We start from the raw sequence: 17,396 nt of genomic DNA, 5'->3' as shown, positions 1-17,396 counted from the left end.
ACAAGTCACCAGGGGCCTCCGTCGTCTTGGCGTGCCCGAGGGCTTCTGGTGTGCGGACGTGCCGGGGTTATCCGGCGTGCTGGCGTGCCGGCGTGCTGGGTTGGTCGTCGTGGCGGGTCCCGCGCTGCCTGCCGGGCCTCAGAACGGTGGCTCGCCTTTGGCGAGGAGGTCGGCCCAGCGGGTGGTGGCTGCCGGGGTGCCGGCGGGCGGGTCGGGGGGTGTGCCGGTACCGGTGGCCGGTGCGAGGAACGGTCCAGATGACGGTGCCGTCCGTCTCGCGGCGCACGTGCCAGTGTGAAGCGTTCGGGTTTTCGTGCCGCTCTCATACTGGCTGGGCCTCGGGCTCGAGGGCAGCGTAGTGGGCCTGCTCGTGCTCGACGGGCGGGACCATCCCGATGCTGGAGTGCAGCCGGGTGTTGTTGTACCAGGCGACCCACCCGGCGGTGGCGAACTCGACGTCGGCGAGGGTCTTGTACGCCCCGTCGTGGAAGACGGTGGTGGCGATGCACTCGGTCTTGTACAGGCCGATGATCGACTCCATCAGGGCGTTGTCGTAGGCGTCGCCGACGGTGCCGATCGAGGGTGCGATGTCCTCCACGGCCAGGTGCTCGGTCAGCCGGATCGAGGTGTACTGGCTGCCCGCGTCGGAGTGGTGGATCAGCTGCCCGCGGGCGACGGGCCGCTCCTCGCGGTCGCGCTGCCAGATCGCCATGCGCAGCGGGACCATGACCAGGTCGGTGACCTTTGTGCGCTGGGCGTGCCAGGCCAGGATCCGCTGGGCGAAGACGTCGACGATGAAAGCGACGTAGACGAACCCCTCCCAGGTCCGCACGTAGGTGAAGTCGGTGACCCACACCAGGTTCGGTGCCGGCGCGGTGAAGTCCCGGTTCAGCAGGTCCCCAGCCCGTTTGCCGTCCCTGCCCGGCACGGTGGTGCGGTGGCGCCGTGCCCGGCTGACCCCGTGGTGACCCAGGGCCCGCATCGCGGCGTCGACGCGCCCGTAGGAGACCTCCAGCCCGCCCCGCCGCAGCAGCGCGGTCATCTTCCGCCGCCCGTACAGGCCCTCGGGAAGCAGCCGGTACCGGCCCGTGGTGGGGTCCAGCACGAACGCGAGGGAGTGGATGGCGTTGACCAGGTACGCCATCGCCAGCTCCCGCGGCGCCAGGGAGGTCCGGGCCCGCCAGGCCCGGTAGGTCCGCGCGGCGACCTGCAGGCCCTGGTCGGACAGGACCCGGCAGACCGACTCGACCGAGCGGCCCTGGGCGTGCTGAGAGCGGATGAACTCCATGATCATCGGTTTCGGGGGTCGAGCTCCCCCGCGAAGAAAGTCGCCGCCGACCTCAGGATCGCGTTGTCCTCCTCAAGGCGCCGCACCCGCGCCTTGAGGGCCTTGATCTCCTCGCGTTCCTGCGTCGTCATCCCGTCCCGGGCGCCGGCGTCGACATCGCCCTGACGCACCCACCCGCGCAACGTCTCCCGGGACATCCCCAGACGCGCCGCGACCGCCTCGCACGCCTTGGTGATCGACCCGTACTCCGGGACCTGCTCCCTGACCATCCGCACCGCGCGCTCCTTCGCCGCGGCGTCGTACTGCTTCGGCATACCTGCATCCTTCCTCGCAAGAAACGATGCGGCACACAAACCCGAACGCTTCACATCGCCTACGACCCGTCCATCGCGCACCTGGTCAGGCAGACGAGCACGTGCAACCTGCACCCGTTGTGCCGGCGCCACCACAACCTCAAGACCACCCGGCACTGGCACGTGCGCCGCGAGACGGACGGCACCGTCATCTGGACCGTTCCTCGCACCGGCCACCGGTACCGGCACACCCCCCGACCCGCCCGCCGGCACCCCCGGCAGCCACCACCCGCTGGGCCGACCTCCTCGCCAACGGCGACCCACCGTTCTGACCCACCGGCCGCGGGAACTCGCGTGCCCGTGAGCGCGTGCCCGTCACCACGCGCCCCCTCAGCGCGTGCCCCGTCAGCGCGTGCCCGTCACCACGTGCGTTCAGCGCGCGCCCCTGAGCGCGCGCCCGGCACCCGTCGCAGTCGTGCTTCTTCCCGGCCGTCACAGCCGGCGAGCCGGTTCCGTCGCCGGCACGGCACGGCACGGCACGGCACGGGCCGACGCGTACATGCGTACCGGCTCAGAGCCATGCCCGACTGGGGCTGGGCCCACCAGCAGAGCAGCACAGCAGCACAGCAGCACAGCAGAGCCGAAGCCAGCTGCGCCGGCATCTCACACCCGGGTCAGAGCATCCCCTTGGGGTGCCAGACGGTCTTGGTCTCGGTCAGGGCCGTGATCCGTCCGAGAGAGGGCGCGGGCACACCGTCCACCGGCGGAAGCACGCGCTTGAGCGTCTCCGCCGCGGTGACCTCGAGGTCGACCCAGTCCAGAGCACCGGCTCCGGCGAGGTCGAGGGCGTTGACGTCCGCGTGCGCCGCGAGCCACGGCGTGATCTCGCCCGGCGAGCCGGTGAGCACGTTGACGACTCCACCGGGCACGTCCGAGGTCGCGAGCACCTCGGACAGGCTGACGGCGGAGAGCGGCGCCCGCTCCGACGCGACGACGACCACGGTGTTGCCCGGCACGAGCGCCGGGGCGACCACGGACACGAGCCCGAGCAGCGCAGACTCCTGCGGCGCCACGATCGCGACCACGCCGGCCGGCTCGGGGGCGGACAGGTTGAAGTAGGGCCCCGCCACGGGGTTGGCGTTGCCGGCGACCTGCGCGTACTTGTCGGCCCAGCCGGCGTACCAGACCCACACGTCGATCGCGGCGTCGACCTGCTCGGCGGCCGCAGCGGCACCGACGTTCTCCGTCTCGCGGACCTCCTCGACGAACTGGGCACGACGCCCCTCGAGCAGCTCGGCGATCCGGTAGAGCACCTGCCCCCGGTTGTAGGCCGTCGCACCTGCCCAGCCCGGCTGCGCGGACCTGGCGGCGCGCACGGCGTCGCGGGCGTCCTTGCGGCTCGCCCTCGCGGCGTTGGCGAGGAACCGCCCGTCCGCCGTCGTCACCTCGTAGGTGCGGCCGCTCTCGGAACGCGGGAACTTCCCGCCCACGTAGAGCTTGTAGGTCTTCGGCACGGCGAGGCGGGTCATCGCGTCGCCTCCTTCTCCGTCGAGCGAGACGCTCGGCGCAACGGTTCCGGCACGCCGCCGGACCCGGCCGTCGGCTCCAGGTAGGCGGCGAGACCGTGCCGGCCACCCTCCCGCCCGTAGCCGGACTCCTTGTAGCCGCCGAAGGGTGAGGCCGGGTCGAAGCGGTTGAAGGTGTTCGCCCACACCACGCCCGCGCGCAGCCGGTCGGCGACGGCGAGGATCCGGCTGCCCTTCTCCGTCCAGATCCCGGCGGACAGCCCGTACGGGGTGTTGTTCGCCTTCGCCACCGCCTCCGCGGGCGTGCGGAACGTCAGCACGGACAGGACCGGCCCGAAGATCTCGTCGCGCGCGATGCGGTGCGACGTGGAGACGCCCGTGAAGATCGTGGGCGCGTACCAGAATCCGTTCTCCGGGATCGTGCAGGGGGCGCTCCACCGCTCCGCGCCCTCCTCCTCGCCGATCCGCGACAGCGTGCGGATGCGGTCGAGCTGCTCGGCCGAGTTGATCGCGCCGATGTCGGTGTTCTTGTCGAGCGGGTCACCGAGCCGCAGGGTCGACAGCCGGTCCTTGAGCCGGTCGATGACCTCGTCGTGGACGTTCTCCTGCACGAGGAGCCGCGACCCGGCGCAGCACACGTGGCCCTGATTGAAGAAGATGCCGTTGACGATGCCCTCGATGGCCTGGTCCAGCGGTGCGTCGTCGAAGACGATGTTGGCCGCCTTCCCGCCCAGCTCGAGCGTGACCTTCTTCCCCGTCCCCGCCACGGACCGGGCGATCGCGCGGCCGACGGCGGTCGAGCCGGTGAAGGCGACCTTGTCGACGCCCGCGTGGTTCACCAGGGCCTCCCCGGTGTCCCCGGCGCCGGTGAGGATGTTGACCACCCCGGGCGGCAGGTCGGCCTGCTGGAGGATCTCGGCGAAGAGCAGGGCGGTCAGCGGCGTCGTCTCCGCGGGCTTGAGCACCACGGTGTTCCCGGCCGCGAGCGCGGGCGCGATCTTCCAGGCCAGCATCAGCAGCGGGAAGTTCCACGGGATCACCTGCGCCGCGACACCGAGGGAACGCGGCGCCGGGCCGAGGCCCGCGTGGTCGAGCTTGTCGGCCCACCCGGCGTAGTAGAAGAACCAGGCGGCCACGAGCGGGATGTCGACGTCGCGACTCTCCCTGATGGGCTTGCCGTTGTCGAGGCTCTCCGCGACGGCGAGCTCGCGGGCGCGCTCCTGGACGAGCCGGGCGATGCGGAACAGATACTTGCCGCGGTCCGTGCCGCTCAGCCGCGACCAGACGCCCTCGTAGGCGCGCCGGGCCGCCGCGACGGCCCGGTCGACGTCGACGGCGTTCGCGGCGGCGACCGTGGCGATGTGCCGCTCCGTCGCGGGCGAGATGGTGGCGAAGGAGGACCCTTCGGCGTCGACGAACTCGCCGTCGATGAAGAGCCCGTAGGACTCGCGCAGGCTGAGGATCGCCGTGGACTCCGGCGCGGGGGCGTAGTCGAGAAAGCTCATCGGGACCTCAGTCGATCGTGACGTAGTCGGGGCCGGAGTAGTGGCCGGTGCGGACGCGTTGGCGCTGCAGCAGCACGTCGTTGAGGAGGCTCGACGCCCCGAACCGGAACAGGTGCGGGTCGAGCCACTCCTCCCCCACCGTCTCGGCCACGGTGACGACGTACTTGATCGCGTCCTTCGACGTGCGGATCCCGCCCGCCGGCTTGACACCGATCCGCTCGCCGGTGAGCCGGTACCAGTCCCGCACCACCTGCAGCATCAACAGCGTCACCGGCAGGGTCGCCGCCGGCGAGACCTTGCCGGTGGAGGTCTTGATGAAGTCCCCGCCCGCGAGGATCGCGAGCCACGACGCGCGCCGGACGTTGTCGTAGGTCGCCAGCTCGCCGGTCTCCAGGATGACCTTCAGGTGCGCGGAGGTGCCGTCGGGGCGCCGGCACGCCTTCTTGACGGCGACGATCTCGTCGAAGACCTTGCCGTACCTGCCGGAGAGGAACGCCCCGCGGTCGATGACCATGTCGATCTCGTCCGCGCCCGCCGCCACGGCGGCGGCGGTGTCGGCGAGCTTGACCTCCCGGGGCGCCCGTCCGCTGGGGAAGGCGGTCGCGACGGCGGCCACGTTGATCCCGCCGGCGTCCAGCCCCTTGAGCGGGCCGAGCGCCTCGACCGCGGCGGGGACCATGTCCCCGTACACGCAGACCGCGGCCGGGCGGGGCGTCGACGGGTCGGCCGGGTCCGGGTTCACCGCCTTGGCGACGAGCGATCGCACCTTCCCCGGCGTGTCCGCGCCCTCGAGGGTGGTCAGGTCGACGAGGGAGATGACCTTGTCGATCGCCCAGGCCTTCGACGTCGTCTTGATCGACCGGGTGCCCAGCGAGGCCGCACGCTGGTCGAGCCCGACGGCGTCCACGCCCGGCAGCCCTTCGAGGTGCAGGCGCAGGCTCTTCTCGGTCAGCTCGTTCCCGAGCACCCGGACGGCCCTCGCGGCCGGCGCCAGCGAGGCGGTCTGCAACGTCATCGTTCCTCCACCTGCTTCTGCCCCGCCCCTGTGGACGGGTGGTTCTCCGCCGACGGCGGAGCGTGCTGGCCGGCCCGCCCCCGTTCCCGGGGGCGGGCCGGCGGTACGTCCTAGAACTCCTCCGCGACCTCGCCCTCGTCGCCGTCCTCGTCCATGCCGGGCACCTCCGTCAGCTGCTCGGCCACGTCCGCGTGGTCGGCCTCGCGGGTCGCCGAGACGAGGTCCGGCTCGGGCTCGTAGTCCTCGGGCACGTCGGCAGGGTCCTCACTGACGACGTGCTCCTCGGCCAGCGTCTCCGGGTCCAGCTCGATGGCGGTGCTGTCGGGCTGCTCGCTCATGGGCTCCTCCTCGAACGGTCACGGGATGGGATGCCCAGACTGCCCCGCGTGCCCTGTCGGCGCAAGGGAATCGGCTCGCCCGACGGGCCCGGGCAGAAGGATCCAGACGACGTGCGTCCAGCCGCCCAGCGCCGGGTGCGGCGCGGCACGTCCGAGCAGGTCGGCGAGCGGTACCTGGTGCACCCGTCCGTCCGACGGGTCGTACAGGTGCAGCACGGGGTCGCCGGCGCGTCGAGACCCCGGTGCGGCGCGTCGGGCGGCGGCGGGACGGCCGAGGCCTCAGCCCCGAGCGCGGCCGAGCAGAGGGCGGCGCGCAAGGAGATGGCGCGCCTGGAGCGGCAGCTCGCCAGGGCGTCGGCCCGGATCGAGACGCTGCACGCCGAGCTCGCCGCGGCGTCGGCCGCCGGCGACGTCGAGGCGATCACCCGGCTGGCTGCGGAGTCCAGGGAGGCGGAGGCGCAGCACACGGCGCTGGAGGAGGAGTGGCTGGTGGCCGCCGAGGTCGCGGAGTAGCCACGGTGCCGACCTGCTCCCGCGGGAAGGACGCGTGACTGGTTCGGCCCTCGGGGAGCGGGGCCGTGCCGTGCCCGGTTCGGCCCTCGGGGAGTGGGGCCGTGCCGTGCCAGGTTCAGCCCTCGAGGGGAGGGGGCCGTGCCGTGCCCGGTTCAGCCCTCGAACGGGATGAGCAGCGAGCGGAGCGAGTCGCTCAGGCGCTTGCGGTCCGGCTCGGAGAGCACCGCCAGCAGGGCCCGCTCGGACTCGAGCAGCTGGGACATCGCCGCGTCCACCCGCCGCCTGCCCTCCGGGGTCAGGCGGACCTTCACCACCCGGCGGTCGGTGGCGTCCGCCGCACGTACCACGAGCCCGTGGGCCACCATGCGGTCGATCCGGTTCGTCATCGTGCCCGAGGAGACGAGTGTCTCGGCGATGAGCCGACCCGGGGTGAGCTCGTACGGCTCGCCGGCGCGGCGCAGGGCCGAGAGGACGTCGAACTCCCACGCCTCCACCCCGTGCTCGGCGAACGCCGAGCGCCGGGTCAGGTCGAGGTGGCGGGCGAGCCGGGTGACGCGGGAGAAGACGTGCAACGGCATGGGCTGGAGGTCGGGGCGCTCGCGCTGCCAGGCGTCGACGATGCGGTCCACCTCGTCCCGAGGTCCGTCGACGCCGCGGACGGTGCCGTCCCCGGTCGGCTGCCCTGCGTTCATACCCGGAGATTACTCGACATCGAGATAAATCGTGCGGAGCGAGCGTCTTGAGCAAACCTTGAGAGCCCGGCCCGCCACTCTTGAGCAAATCTTGAGTGCAACGCCCTCCGGGCTCGAGAGCGCGGCGAAAAGATGGCGCCATGTCGCCCCTCGTCACCTACGTCGCAGCCGTGGCCCTCACCGGCCTGAGCTGTTTCCTCGGCGACCGCACCCTCTTCCGGCGGCTGCGGATCTCCGAGGCCGGCGTGATCGGGTTCGCGTCCGTCACGCTGGGCGTCGTGGCGCAGATGCTGACCGCGCCGAACTGGGCGCTGACGGCGGTACCGGTGGGAGTGTCGCTGGTGCTGCTGCTCGTGCTCATGGGCACCCGCGTGCTCGAGGGGATGCTGACCTACCTCGCCGCGGGCGTCTACTACGTGGGCATGCACGTGGTGGCGAGCAAGTTCTTCGAGCTCGACGTCCTGATCCCCAGCTGGCCGCTCGGCTGACCGCCGGCCGGCGGGTGGGACGTCGTTGCCGCGAGGTCACGTCGTGCCGGACCACGTCGGGCTGGAGTCGTACCTACCGCCCGGCGGCACGCCGGCTCCCGGGCCGCGACCCGGCCGCGGACCTGCGGTCAGGCCTTGTCGGAGGCCGTCCGGCCCTGGTCGAGCGTCGTCAGGCGTGGCGAGCGCTCCAGCCCGGCCAGGCCGTTCCAGGCCAGGTTGACGATGTGCGCGGCCACCTCGGTCTTGGCCGGGTGGCGCGCCTCGAGCCACCACTGGCCCGTCAGCGCGATGAGGCCGACGAGCATCTGCGCGTACATGGGCGCCGCCGCGGGGTCGAGCCGCCGGGCCCGGAACTGGGCGGCGAGGATGTGCTCGACCTGGCTCGCGACGTCGCCGATCAGGGAGGAGAACGTGCCGGTCGCCTGCGCCACGGGGGAGTCGCGCACGAGGATCCGGAACCCGTCGGTGTTCTCCTCGATGTAGTCCAGCAGCGCCAGGGCGGAGCGCTCCACGATCGTCTTGGGGTGCCCGCCGGAGCTGAGCTGCTCGGTGAGCATGCCGAGCAGACGCTGGACCTCACGGTCGACGACGACGGCGTAGATGCCCTCCTTGCCGCCGAAGTGCTCGTACACCACCGGCTTGGACACCTTGGCGCGGGCGGCGATCTCCTCCACGCTCGTGCCCTCGAAGCCCTTGCTCGCGAAGAGGGCGCGCGAGACGTCCACCAGCTGCTCGCGTCGCTGGCTGCCGGTCATGCGCACGCGGGAGGTCTTCTGCTTGGGCGTCACCCGGCACATCATGCCGTGCGGGCGGCCGGGCCGGTGGAACCGGGGGAGGTGCGGCGCAGCCCACAGTTTCGGCCGCCCCCGTCGCTGCTGGCACACTGGTGCCGCGCGCGCGGCGCGCGGTCCGCCCTGGTGTAACGGCAGCACGCAGGCCTTTGGTGCCTTGCGGTCCGGGTTCGAATCCTGGGGGCGGAGCCGGGTCCCGCCGCTCCGCGCGGGACGGACGGCGGAGGCAGGGTGTCCGCGGGCGACGCTAGAGTGACCCGTGCACGACGCCCGGGACGACTCCGGGCGGTGATCCTTTTCCGAGGGAGCTGGCGTGAGCCTGACCCGACCTGCTGCTGTCGTCGTCCTCGCCGCGGGTGAGGGCACCCGGATGAAGTCCCGCACCCCCAAGGTGCTCCACGGCATCGGCGGCCGGAGCCTCCTGGGCCACGCCCTGACCGCCGCGCGGGGACTGGACCCGGCGCGGCTGGCCGTCGTCGTCCGGCACGAACGCGACGCCGTCGCGGCCCACGCCCTCGAGATCGACGGCGACGTCCTGGTGGTCGACCAGGACGAGGTCCCCGGCACCGGCCGCGCGGTCCAGTGCGCCCTCGGGGGCGCTCGACACCGCCACCCACGCCGCCTCCCTCGTCCACGACGAGCCCGGCCACGGCGGGGAGCGCCCCTCCCGGGAGCTCGAGGGCGCCGTCGTCGTCATGGCCGGCGACACCCCGCTGCTCGACGCCGGCACGCTCGCCGAGCTGCTGCGCGCCCACGGTGAGGACGGCAATGCCGTCACCGTGCTCACCACCACCGTCGAGAACCCCTTCGGCTACGGCCGCATCCTGCGCGAGGGCGGCGCCGTCGTCGGCGTCGTCGAGGAGCGCGACGCGACCCGGGAGCAGCGGGAGATCCGCGAGATCAACACGTCCACGTACGTCTTCGACGCCGCCGTGCTCCGCGAGGCGCTCGGCGCGGTGGACCAGGACAACGACCAGGGGGAGGTCTACCTCACCGACGTCGTCGCCCTCGCCCACCGCAAGGGACTGAGCGTGCGCGCCATCTCCGTGGACGACTCCTGGCTCGTCGAGGGCGTCAACGACCGTGCCCAGCTCGCCGCGCTCGCCGCGGAGCTCAACCGCCGCACCGTCGAGAACTGGATGCGGGAGGGCGTCACGGTCGTCGACCCCGCCACCACCTGGATCGACGTCGACGTCGAGCTCGGCCGGGACGTCACGATCCTGCCCGGCACCCAGCTCCACGGCACCACCCGCGTGGGCGAGGGCTCGGCCGTCGGCCCCGACACGACGCTCACCGACGTCACCGTGGGTTCCGGAGTCACCGTGGTCCGCACCCACGGCTCCGACGCTGTCCTCGACGACGGGGCGACCGTCGGCCCGTTCGCGTACCTGCGCCCCGGCACCCACCTGGGCTCCAAGGGCAAGATCGGCACGTTCGTCGAGACGAAGAACGCCCAGATCGGCGCCGGCTCGAAGGTGCCCCACCTGAGCTACGTCGGCGACGCCGAAATCGGGGAGGGCACGAACATCGGCGCGGCGTCCGTGTTCGTCAACTACGACGGCGTGCACAAGCACCGCACCGTCATCGGCTCCCACGCCCGCACCGGCTCGGACAACATGTTCGTCGCCCCCGTCACCGTCGGCGACGGCGCCTACACCGGCGCCGGCACCACGATCCGCGAGGACGTGCCCCCGGGCGCCCTGTCCGTCACCGGCGCCCCCCCAGCGCATCATCGAGGGCTGGGTGCTGCGCCGTCGTCCCGGAACGGCGGCCGCGGTCGCGGCCGAGAAAGCGCTCGCCGACGGCGGAGCAGGGCTGTCCCCGCAGGCGCAGGCCGAGCGTGAGCGTTCCGCCGGGAGCGACGGCGGCGCCACGACACCCCGGGACCAGCAGGCACCCGGCAACACCGACGAAGGGGACACCCAGCGATGACGGGGATCACCGCCCACGGCGAGAAGCGGCTCGTGCTGGCCAGCGGACGCGCCCATCCGGCGCTCGCCAAGGACGTCGCGCGGGAGCTCGACATCGAGCTGCTGCCGACCACGGCCTACGACTTCGCCAACGGTGAGATCTACGTCCGGTTCGCCGAGTCCGTCCGCGGCACCGACGTGTTCGTCCTGCAGTCCCACACCACACCCATCAACCAGTGGGTGATGGAGCAGCTGCTCATGGTGGACGCGCTCAAGCGTGCGTCGGCCAAGCGCATCACCGTGGTGGCGCCGTTCTACCCCTACGCGCGGCAGGACAAGAAGCACCGCGGCCGCGAGCCCATCTCCGCCCGCCTGATCGCGGACCTGTTCAAGACGGCCGGTGCGGACCGGCTCATGAGCGTCGACCTGCACGCGGCGCAGACGCAGGGATTCTTCGACGGCCCGGTGGACCACCTGTGGGCTCAGCCCATCCTCACCGACTACGTCCGCAGCCGCGTTGACCTGAGCAACACCGCGGTGGTCTCCCCGGACGCCGGCCGTATCCGCGTGGCCGAGCAGTGGGCGGCGAAGTTCGGCGGCGTGCCGCTGGCGTTCGTGCACAAGACCCGTGACATCACCAAGCCCAACCAGGCCGTCGCCAACCGGGTGGTGGGCGACGTCCAGGGCCGCACCGCCATCCTCGTCGACGACCTCATCGACACCGGCGGCACCATCGCCGAGGCCGTCAAGGTGGTCCTCGCCGCGGGCGCGTCCGACGTGATCGTCGCCGCCACGCACGGCGTGCTGTCCGACCCGGCCGCCCAGCGCCTGTCCGAGTGCGGGGCGCGAGAGGTCATCGTCACCGACACCCTGCCGATCCCCAGCGACAAGCAGTTCCCGCAGCTGACGATCCTGCCGATCGCCCCGCTGCTGGCGCGCGCCATCCGCGAGGTGTTCGACGACGGCTCGGTGACGTCTCTCTTCGACGGCGTGGCGTAGCAGGTCCCGCACCGGGCGCGCGTCTCCCTGCCGAGCGCGTGCGGCACCGCACCTTCGCGCAGCACCGCACCTTCCTGCAGCGCGCTGCCGTGCCTGGCCCCCGCACGCGAGCGCGCCCTGAAATCGCCAGCGCGCACCACCCGCGCTGGCGGTGTCGAGCCCGCACGCGAGCGCGCCTTGCTCGCGGTGTCGAGCAGCGCTCGGTGCGAGATGCGTTCCCGGTGGCACTGGCACCGTGCTCGGGTGTGACCTGCGCATCCGTGGACAGGCGCGGCGGGTGAACTGCCGGGGAACTCCTACCCGGCCGGGAAGGTACGCCGCAGGAAGTCCACCGTCTGCGCCCACGCGTCCGCCGACGCGGCGGCGTGGTGGAACAGCGGGTGCGGGTTGTCGAACGCGTGACCCGCGCCGTCGTGCAGGTAGAACTCCACGCCAGGCCCGTCGACCGCCGCGCGAATCTCCATCACGGTCTCCAGCGGGATGTACGCGTCGTCGGTGCCGAAGTGGTGGAGGCTCGGCACCGTGACCCGGTCGGCGAGACCCAGCAGGTTCGGCAGCGCGGACCCGTAGTAGGACACGAGCACATCCACGTCCGTGACCGCCGCGACGTTGAACGCGAGCCCTCCGCCGAAGCAGAAGCCCACGACGCCGACGCCGCCCGACACCTCGGGTCGCCCGCGCAGCGTGCCTACGGCGGCGGCTGCGTCGCTGACCGCGGCGTCCCAGTCCACCTGGCCGGCGAGTCCGAGCGCCTGGTCCAGCATGTCCACCCGCGACTCGTCCACGGTCGTGGTCTCGAGCCGCCAGTACGTCTCGGGCGCGAGCACGACGTAGCCGAGCGCCGCGAGGTCCGCGGCGCGCGTCCGGATGTAGGCCGAGACGCCGAAGATCTCCTGCAGCAGCACCAGCCCCGGCCCCTGGCCCGACGGCGGCAGCCAGAGATGGGCGGGCATCTCGCCGTCGCGCGTGGGCACGGCGAGGAGAGAGGTGGTGACGGTCATGGGCTTGCATCCTCCTGAAAGGGGCGGGAGCCGGTTGCCTCGAGTGACGAGTCTGCCCGAGTGCCCAGCCGTCGTGCGCGAGCCCCACCGGTGCGCAACCGCGAGCTACCGGTCCGTCGCGCCCGAGCCAAGGTCCGACGAGCGCGAGTTACCGGTCCGTCGCGCCCGAGCCAAGGTCCGACGAGCGCGAGCTACCGGTCCGTCGCGCCCGAGCCCACCGGCCGGACGATCGCGAGCTTCCGGTCCGACGTGGGCGATCGTTACGGGTTGCCGACCTTCGCCGCGGGGCGATGCTCGCTGCGGGCGTTGCGGAACCGCTGGACCGGGTCGGGGATGGCCAGGCCGTTCTGCTGGCCGTGGTGCCACAGCATCCCCGCGATCCCGACGAGGAGGAACAGCACCACCGTGACCTGGGCGAAGCTGAAGAGGTCGAACAGCATCCCGGAGACCGCGATGGACGTGATCGCCGCGAGGACCGCCTGCGCCCGCGAGGCGTCGGCGAGAGACGTGGCGCGCATGGCGCCTCCCCCGGGCGCTCGCGAGAGCCAGCACGAAGAAGGCGATGGTCGCGCCGAGAAGCACGATGCCGCCCTCGACGAGCGACATCAGGTACTGGTTGTCGAGGAGGACGTACTCCTCGGGCAGGAAGGTGCCGAGCCCGCGACCGATCCAGGGCGACTCCGCGAAGAACTTGTCGACCACCGGGTAGTCGTCCAGTCGTGCCGTGACACTGTCGTCCTCCGCCGCTCCGAGGAAGAAGCCGGTGATCGTGCCGAGGAGTCCCGGCAGAGTCGCACGGACGAGGACGAGCGCTCCGAGGGCGACGACCAGAAGGTTGAGCCGCTCCCGGACCGAGAGGCACATGGCGTAGACGACCATGGCCACCGTGAGCGTCAGCACCGCGGAGCGAGTCACCGACAGCAGGAGCCCCATGGCCAGGAATCCGGTGGCCAGCAGTGCCAGGTGACGCAGGAGCGTGGTGGCGGCGAAGCGGGCGAAGTGCAGCGCCACCGGGACCATGGCGCCGGAGAGGACACCGAACTCGATCGGGTGCGTGGACGTCCCCTTGACACGCAGGAAGCCGCCCCGGTCGCCCATGCCCCCGACCTCGCGGGCGACGAACCCCGGTGGGCGGAGGAGCTCGGCCAGGTCGAACGGCACGACGAACTGCGCCATGGCGATCACGGAGCTGAACGCCGCGCCGACGAGGATGAACGTCAGGAGCATGTCGGCCTTGCCCGAGTCGCCGAGGGACGCGACGCCCAGCGCGACGATGGTGAGAGGGATCATCACGAGGGCGACGCGGACGGCTCCGGCGAACTCGACCCCGGACAGCAGGCGGAGCTGCGCGGCGCCGAAGGAGACCACGACACCCAGGAGCAGGATCCAGCACCCCGCCTCGGCTGGGGACGTCCGGCGGGGTTCGGCGGCGGGACGGCGGAGCCAGCCGAGCACGATGGCGGCGGCGAGCGCGAAGACGAGCAGGCGGGCCGGCCAGCCGTTGGACTCGAGGGGCCCGGCGAGCACCAGCGCGGACGGGACCATCAGGGTGACCAGCGGCAGGAGCGACAGTGCCAGCCACGGTCCCGGGCGGGCCGGTCCCCATCGTCCCGGGCCGACGGCGCCGCTCAGGTCACCGGGCCCTTGACGACTCATGGCTCCGGGTGCCGAACGGCCGGTCCGTGGTGCTCAGGAGTTCGGGTCGCGGCCGTCCGGCGACGGGGGCCGGGGTTCGAGGCGCCCCCGGCCCCGGGGGTGCCGTCGCCGGCGTCGCGGCCGTCAGTCCTGCGGTCGCGGTCACCGCTCCCGGTGTCGCGATCGGCGTTCGTGCGGTCGCGATCGTCGATCCTGCGGTCGGACGTCCCGGAACCACCGTCGCCGGCCCGGGCCCCGCGGTCGCCGGCCTGTCGGGACGGGGGGACCGGGCGGGTCCGGGGCGTGCCGGGTGGCGTGCGCGCTGGGCGTTGCGGCGGTCGAGCGCCATGTCGAGGAGCGTGGCCAGAGCCGCGGCGACGCCGAGACCCATGACGACGATCGCACCGGCCGTGCGCAGGCGGCTCGGGGTGACGTCCTCGACGACGTCGGCGGGCACCGCCGGCGCCAGGGTGAACCGGGCCCCCTCGGTCGCGCCGGCCTCGGCCTGGAAGGAGTCGAGGATCGTGGCCGCGCTGGCGGTGACCTCCGTGAGAATGGCTTCCACGGCCGCGGGCGACTCCGCCGTCGCGATCACCTGGATGATCGGGTCGGAGCGTGCCGGGTCGGCCTCGATCGTCTGGTTCAGCTCCGACTCGAGGCCGAGGGCGTCCTCGAAGGAGGCGCTGTTGAGGTTGCGCGCGAGGACCGCCGCGGCGAGGTTCGGGCCGCTGTAGGGGTTGGCCTCGTAGGGCAGGACGACCTCACCGGTCACCGGGTCGGGCGGCGGTGGTGGCGGTTCCACCGGCTCGAGCACCGTCACCGAGACCGAGGACGAGTACACGGCCGGTACCGACTGGTACGACTGGTAGGCGAGGATCCCGGCGACGAGCATGACGGGGAGCGTCACGTACCAGCGGCGAAAGATGGCACCGAGAATCGTGAACAGATCCATGAGTCCTCCAGGGGTCGTGCTGGAAGGCTAGGTGCTTCCTCGCCGTCGCACCGGCGTTTCGTCCAGGCAATGACGCCCGGTGCTGGTAATGGCCGCGATTCGCCGAATCTTCGCGGACGGGTCGGGTACGTTCCAGGCACCGCGGGGTGCCGCACGCCTCGCCGAGGGAAGGGGCCACGTCATGGCAGCGCTCACCGACGTCCTCATGATCACGTACAACAGCCCGAGCCACGTCCGGGTCTCCCTGCCCCACCTGCTGTCCACCTGTGACGAGTGGACCAGGGTCTGGCTGTGGCACAACGGTGACGACGAGGAGACGCTCGCCGTCACCTCGGAGCTGGCGCAGGACCCGAGGGTGCACCGGTTCCACCACAGCCGTGAGAACGTCCGGCTCACGGCCCCCACGAACTGGTTGTGGAGCGAGTCGGACGCGACGTACGTGTCCAAGGTCGACGACGACTGCCTGCCGGCGCACGGCTGGATCGAGCGCCTCCGGGACGCCCACGACGCGAACCCCGAGTTCGGCGCGGTGGGCTGCTGGCGGTTCCTGGAGGAGGACTTCCTCCCCGAGGTGGCAGGGAAGAAGATCGCCACCTTCCGGGGCGGCCACCAGCTGATGCGGAACCACTGGGTCCAGGGCAGCGGCTACCTGCTGCCGCGGGAGATGGTGAGCCGGCAGGGCCCGCTGCGCACGGGGCAGTCCTTCACGCACTACTGCCTCGACCTGGCGCGCGGCGGTGCCGTCAACGGCTGGGCGTACCCGTTCATCCGCGAGGACAACCTCGACGACCCCCGTTCGCCCAACACCCTCTTCAAGGACGACGAGGACTTCCGCCGGCGCATGCCGCTCACGGCGCAGAAGCTCGGGATCACGTCGGTGGCCGACTGGGCGCGGCAGGAGCACGAGTCGGCCGTCGCCGTGCAGAGGGCGTCGCTGGACCTGCGCGAGTACTCCGGCTGGCGCGCGAAGCGGCGGGAGGCGCGCAGGCGTCTGGAGAAGGTCGTCCGGGGCCGCGGGAGCTGGTGACACGCCCGCGGCAGCCCAGGGCTGCCGTGACGACGGCGGGGCTGCCGTGACGACGCGGGGCTCCGTAAGACGACGCCCCGTCGGTCAGGCCCCGCTCTGCTGCCGGGTGAGCTCGGTGACCTCGCGGTAGAAGCTGTTGGTACCTAGCAGCTCCTGCGGCGGCGCGAAGGCGTCCAGGCGGCCGTCCGCGACCACCATGATGCGGTCGCAGAACGACAGGGTCGAGAGCCGGTGCCCCACCAGGAACATGGTGATGGTCCCCTTGAGCTCGTGCAGCGACTCCTTCACGAGCGCCTCCGAGCGCACGTCGAGAGCGCTCGTCGGCTCGTCGAGCACGAGGATCTCGGGGCGGTCGGCCAGCGCGCGGGCCAGGCAGATCCGCTGCCGCTGGCCGCCCGAGACAGCGGCGGCCCGCTGCCCGACGAGGGTGTCGTAGCCGTTGTCCCAGCTCATGATCTCGTCGTGGATCTGCGCGCGCCGGCACGCCGCCTCGATGTCCTCCTGGGTCAGGTGCGGACGGTAGAACCGGACGTTGTCGGCGACCGTGCCCCAGACGAGCTGGGGGGTCTGCGGCACGTAGGCGACGCGGCGCTGCCACTCCTCCCGCCGGAACTCCCGCGCGTCGACGCCGTTGATCTCCAGGGCCCCGGCGGTGGGCAGGCGCAGGCGCAGCAGGAGCTGGACGAGCGAGGACTTGCCGGCGCCGGAGGGGCCGGCGATGCCGATCGCCTCGCCTCGCGCCACCGAGAACGTCAGCCCCTTGAGGACCTCCTTGTCGGGGCCGTACCCGAAGTGCACGTCCCGCATGCCGATCCTCTCGGCCACCGCCGGCAGGTGCCGCTCGCCGTCCTGCCGCGGATGGGAGGTGTAGCGCTCGACGGCGTCAGCGAGGTGGTGCATGAAGGGCAGGCGCTCGTCCAGTCCCGAGACCGCGGTCTGCACCTGCTGCCCGTAGGTCACGGCACGCAGCAGGATGAGGACGACGGCGGCCAGGCTCGCGATCTGGTCCATCCCGACCAGCGTGATCACTCCGAGCGCGAGGACGAGGAGCAGCAGCGCGATGCTCTGGTACAGCGCCGGCACGCCCTGGGCGAGGAAACGCGTGCGCAGCATCGGCCGGCGGATCCCGTCGATCTGGCGGTGGAACGCGTCCAGGTAGGTCGGCGAGGCGCCGAAGACCTCCGTCTCCTCCGCCATGAGGACGACCTCCTGGACGCCCTTGGCGTACTCGATGTTCTCCGCGCTGAGCGCGGCGGCGTGCCGCCGCAGCCGCTTCGCCACGGGGCGCAGCAGCAGGAAGATCCCGGCGGAGACGACGGTGAGCACCACGGCGGCGGGGGAGGCTGAGCACGAAGGCGGAGATCAGCAGCGTGGTGAAGACGAGGGCGGCGGAGATCCCGCTGCCGAGCGTGATGATCGCGTA

Annotated in this window: 15 protein-coding genes, 1 tRNA gene and 1 pseudogene; 6 read left to right on the top strand and 11 right to left on the bottom strand. The window is 72.2% G+C overall.

The window, feature by feature from the left end:
• Nucleotides 1-322: 322 nt before the first annotated feature.
• From DA06_RS04585 to DA06_RS04565, 5 genes are all read right to left on the bottom strand, one after another.
• Nucleotides 323-1,602, bottom strand: a protein-coding gene (locus tag DA06_RS04585; RefSeq protein WP_418606960.1) for an IS3 family transposase whose coding sequence is annotated in 2 segments (ribosomal slippage) — nt 323-1,329 and nt 1,329-1,602 — 1,281 coding nt in all. Because the reading frame shifts where the segments join, the coding sequence is not laid out codon by codon here.
• A 653-nt stretch (nt 1,603-2,255) separates the two neighbouring features.
• On the bottom strand, nt 2,256-3,110 hold the full coding sequence (locus tag DA06_RS04580; protein WP_043497712.1) for an aldehyde dehydrogenase family protein: 855 nt from the start codon (nt 3,108-3,110) through the stop codon (nt 2,256-2,258).
• Nucleotides 3,107-4,612, bottom strand: a complete 1,506-nt coding sequence (locus DA06_RS04575) for an aldehyde dehydrogenase family protein (protein ID WP_043497707.1) — start codon at nt 4,610-4,612, stop codon at nt 3,107-3,109. Before DA06_RS04575 ends, DA06_RS04580 begins: the two co-directional genes overlap by 4 nt.
• A gap of 7 nt (nt 4,613-4,619) precedes the next feature.
• The gene (gene deoC / locus DA06_RS04570) at nt 4,620-5,627 is read right to left on the bottom strand and encodes a deoxyribose-phosphate aldolase (RefSeq protein WP_043497730.1); all 1,008 of its coding nucleotides are present in this window, start codon (nt 5,625-5,627) and stop codon (nt 4,620-4,622) included.
• Nucleotides 5,628-5,737: 110 nt separating this feature from the next.
• A complete protein-coding gene (locus DA06_RS04565) occupies nt 5,738-5,965 on the bottom strand; it encodes a hypothetical protein (RefSeq protein ID WP_043497705.1) in 228 nt (75 codons plus the stop codon).
• A gap of 111 nt (nt 5,966-6,076) precedes the next feature.
• Here DA06_RS04565 and DA06_RS04560 point away from each other — a divergent pair, with 111 nt between their 5' ends.
• Entirely contained in the window at nt 6,077-6,478 is a 402-nt protein-coding gene (locus tag DA06_RS04560) for a hypothetical protein (RefSeq protein ID WP_418606957.1), read from the top strand.
• Nucleotides 6,479-6,630: 152 nt separating this feature from the next.
• On the opposite strand, the gene DA06_RS04555 is transcribed toward DA06_RS04560, so the two are convergent.
• Nucleotides 6,631-7,170, bottom strand: a complete 540-nt coding sequence (locus tag DA06_RS04555) for a MarR family winged helix-turn-helix transcriptional regulator (RefSeq protein WP_052436367.1) — start codon at nt 7,168-7,170, stop codon at nt 6,631-6,633.
• A 140-nt stretch (nt 7,171-7,310) separates the two neighbouring features.
• On the opposite strand from DA06_RS04555, the gene DA06_RS04550 reads away from it, so the two are divergent.
• Nucleotides 7,311-7,658, top strand: coding sequence for a hypothetical protein (locus tag DA06_RS04550; RefSeq protein ID WP_043497693.1), 348 nt, complete (start codon nt 7,311-7,313; stop codon nt 7,656-7,658).
• A 128-nt stretch (nt 7,659-7,786) separates the two neighbouring features.
• On the opposite strand, the gene DA06_RS04545 is transcribed toward DA06_RS04550, so the two are convergent.
• Nucleotides 7,787-8,413, bottom strand: a complete 627-nt coding sequence (locus DA06_RS04545; RefSeq protein ID WP_043497699.1) for a TetR/AcrR family transcriptional regulator — start codon at nt 8,411-8,413, stop codon at nt 7,787-7,789.
• Between the two features lie 153 nt (nt 8,414-8,566).
• On the opposite strand from DA06_RS04545, the gene DA06_RS04540 reads away from it, so the two are divergent.
• The 3 genes and pseudogenes from DA06_RS04540 to DA06_RS04530 all read left to right on the top strand — a co-directional run bounded on the left by DA06_RS04540 (nt 8,567) and on the right by DA06_RS04530 (nt 11,358).
• A tRNA-Gln gene (locus tag DA06_RS04540) sits at nt 8,567-8,638 on the top strand.
• 181 nt (nt 8,639-8,819) lie between these two features.
• Nucleotides 8,820-10,381: pseudogene (gene glmU / locus DA06_RS04535) on the top strand (bifunctional UDP-N-acetylglucosamine diphosphorylase/glucosamine-1-phosphate N-acetyltransferase GlmU).
• The gene (locus DA06_RS04530; RefSeq protein WP_043497691.1) at nt 10,378-11,358 is read left to right on the top strand and encodes a ribose-phosphate diphosphokinase; all 981 of its coding nucleotides are present in this window, start codon (nt 10,378-10,380) and stop codon (nt 11,356-11,358) included. Before glmU ends, DA06_RS04530 begins: the two are co-directional and overlap by 4 nt.
• Before the next feature lie 296 nt (nt 11,359-11,654).
• On the opposite strand, the gene DA06_RS04525 is transcribed toward DA06_RS04530, so the two are convergent.
• The 3 genes from DA06_RS04525 to DA06_RS04515 all read right to left on the bottom strand — a co-directional run bounded on the left by DA06_RS04525 (nt 11,655) and on the right by DA06_RS04515 (nt 14,946).
• Nucleotides 11,655-12,359: a dienelactone hydrolase family protein gene (locus DA06_RS04525; RefSeq protein WP_043497689.1), complete on the bottom strand. Its 705-nt coding sequence runs from the start codon at nt 12,357-12,359 to the stop codon at nt 11,655-11,657.
• Nucleotides 12,360-12,464: 105 nt separating this feature from the next.
• The gene (locus DA06_RS04520) at nt 12,465-14,015 is read right to left on the bottom strand and encodes an O-antigen ligase family protein (RefSeq protein WP_418606953.1); all 1,551 of its coding nucleotides are present in this window, start codon (nt 14,013-14,015) and stop codon (nt 12,465-12,467) included.
• A complete protein-coding gene (locus tag DA06_RS04515) occupies nt 13,993-14,946 on the bottom strand; it encodes a hypothetical protein (RefSeq protein WP_043497685.1) in 954 nt (317 codons plus the stop codon). Before DA06_RS04515 ends, DA06_RS04520 begins: the two co-directional genes overlap by 23 nt.
• Before the next feature lie 181 nt (nt 14,947-15,127).
• Here DA06_RS04515 and DA06_RS04510 point away from each other — a divergent pair, with 181 nt between their 5' ends.
• Nucleotides 15,128-15,973 carry a glycosyltransferase family A protein gene (locus tag DA06_RS04510; protein WP_043497698.1) on the top strand — a complete coding sequence of 282 codons (846 nt, stop codon included), beginning with the start codon at nt 15,128-15,130 and terminating at the stop codon, nt 15,971-15,973.
• Nucleotides 15,974-16,057: 84 nt separating this feature from the next.
• Here DA06_RS04510 and DA06_RS04505 read toward each other — a convergent pair whose 3' ends face one another.
• Nucleotides 16,058-17,302, bottom strand: coding sequence for an ABC transporter ATP-binding protein (locus DA06_RS04505; protein WP_418606952.1), 1,245 nt, complete (start codon nt 17,300-17,302; stop codon nt 16,058-16,060).
• Nucleotides 17,303-17,396: the final 94 nt, after the last annotated feature.

The organism is Georgenia sp. SUBG003 (genome assembly GCF_000715355.2).
Classification (GTDB): domain Bacteria; phylum Actinomycetota; class Actinomycetes; order Actinomycetales; family Actinomycetaceae; genus Georgenia.
Note: the sequence above shows the minus strand (reverse complement) of the source record. Positions and strands in the feature narration are given on the sequence as shown.

What these genes read in the sequence shown, in the direction of transcription:
- DA06_RS04580 (WP_043497712.1), bottom strand. Translation starts at nt 3,110, where the DNA reads ATGACCCGCCTCGCCGTGCCGAAGACCTACAAGCTCTACGTGGGCGGG.
- DA06_RS04575 (WP_043497707.1), bottom strand. Translation starts at nt 4,612, where the DNA reads ATGAGCTTTCTCGACTACGCCCCCGCGCCGGAGTCCACGGCGATCCTC.
- deoC (WP_043497730.1), bottom strand. Translation starts at nt 5,627, where the DNA reads ATGACGTTGCAGACCGCCTCGCTGGCGCCGGCCGCGAGGGCCGTCCGG.
- DA06_RS04565 (WP_043497705.1), bottom strand. Translation starts at nt 5,965, where the DNA reads ATGAGCGAGCAGCCCGACAGCACCGCCATCGAGCTGGACCCGGAGACG.
- DA06_RS04555 (WP_052436367.1), bottom strand. Translation starts at nt 7,170, where the DNA reads ATGAACGCAGGGCAGCCGACCGGGGACGGCACCGTCCGCGGCGTCGAC.
- DA06_RS04550 (WP_043497693.1), top strand. Translation starts at nt 7,311, where the DNA reads ATGTCGCCCCTCGTCACCTACGTCGCAGCCGTGGCCCTCACCGGCCTG.
- DA06_RS04545 (WP_043497699.1), bottom strand. Translation starts at nt 8,413, where the DNA reads ATGACCGGCAGCCAGCGACGCGAGCAGCTGGTGGACGTCTCGCGCGCC.
- DA06_RS04530 (WP_043497691.1), top strand. Translation starts at nt 10,378, where the DNA reads ATGACGGGGATCACCGCCCACGGCGAGAAGCGGCTCGTGCTGGCCAGC.
- DA06_RS04525 (WP_043497689.1), bottom strand. Translation starts at nt 12,359, where the DNA reads ATGACCGTCACCACCTCTCTCCTCGCCGTGCCCACGCGCGACGGCGAG.
- DA06_RS04520 (WP_418606953.1), bottom strand. Translation starts at nt 14,015, where the DNA reads ATGAGTCGTCAAGGGCCCGGTGACCTGAGCGGCGCCGTCGGCCCGGGA.
- DA06_RS04515 (WP_043497685.1), bottom strand. Translation starts at nt 14,946, where the DNA reads ATGGATCTGTTCACGATTCTCGGTGCCATCTTTCGCCGCTGGTACGTG.
- DA06_RS04510 (WP_043497698.1), top strand. Translation starts at nt 15,128, where the DNA reads ATGGCAGCGCTCACCGACGTCCTCATGATCACGTACAACAGCCCGAGC.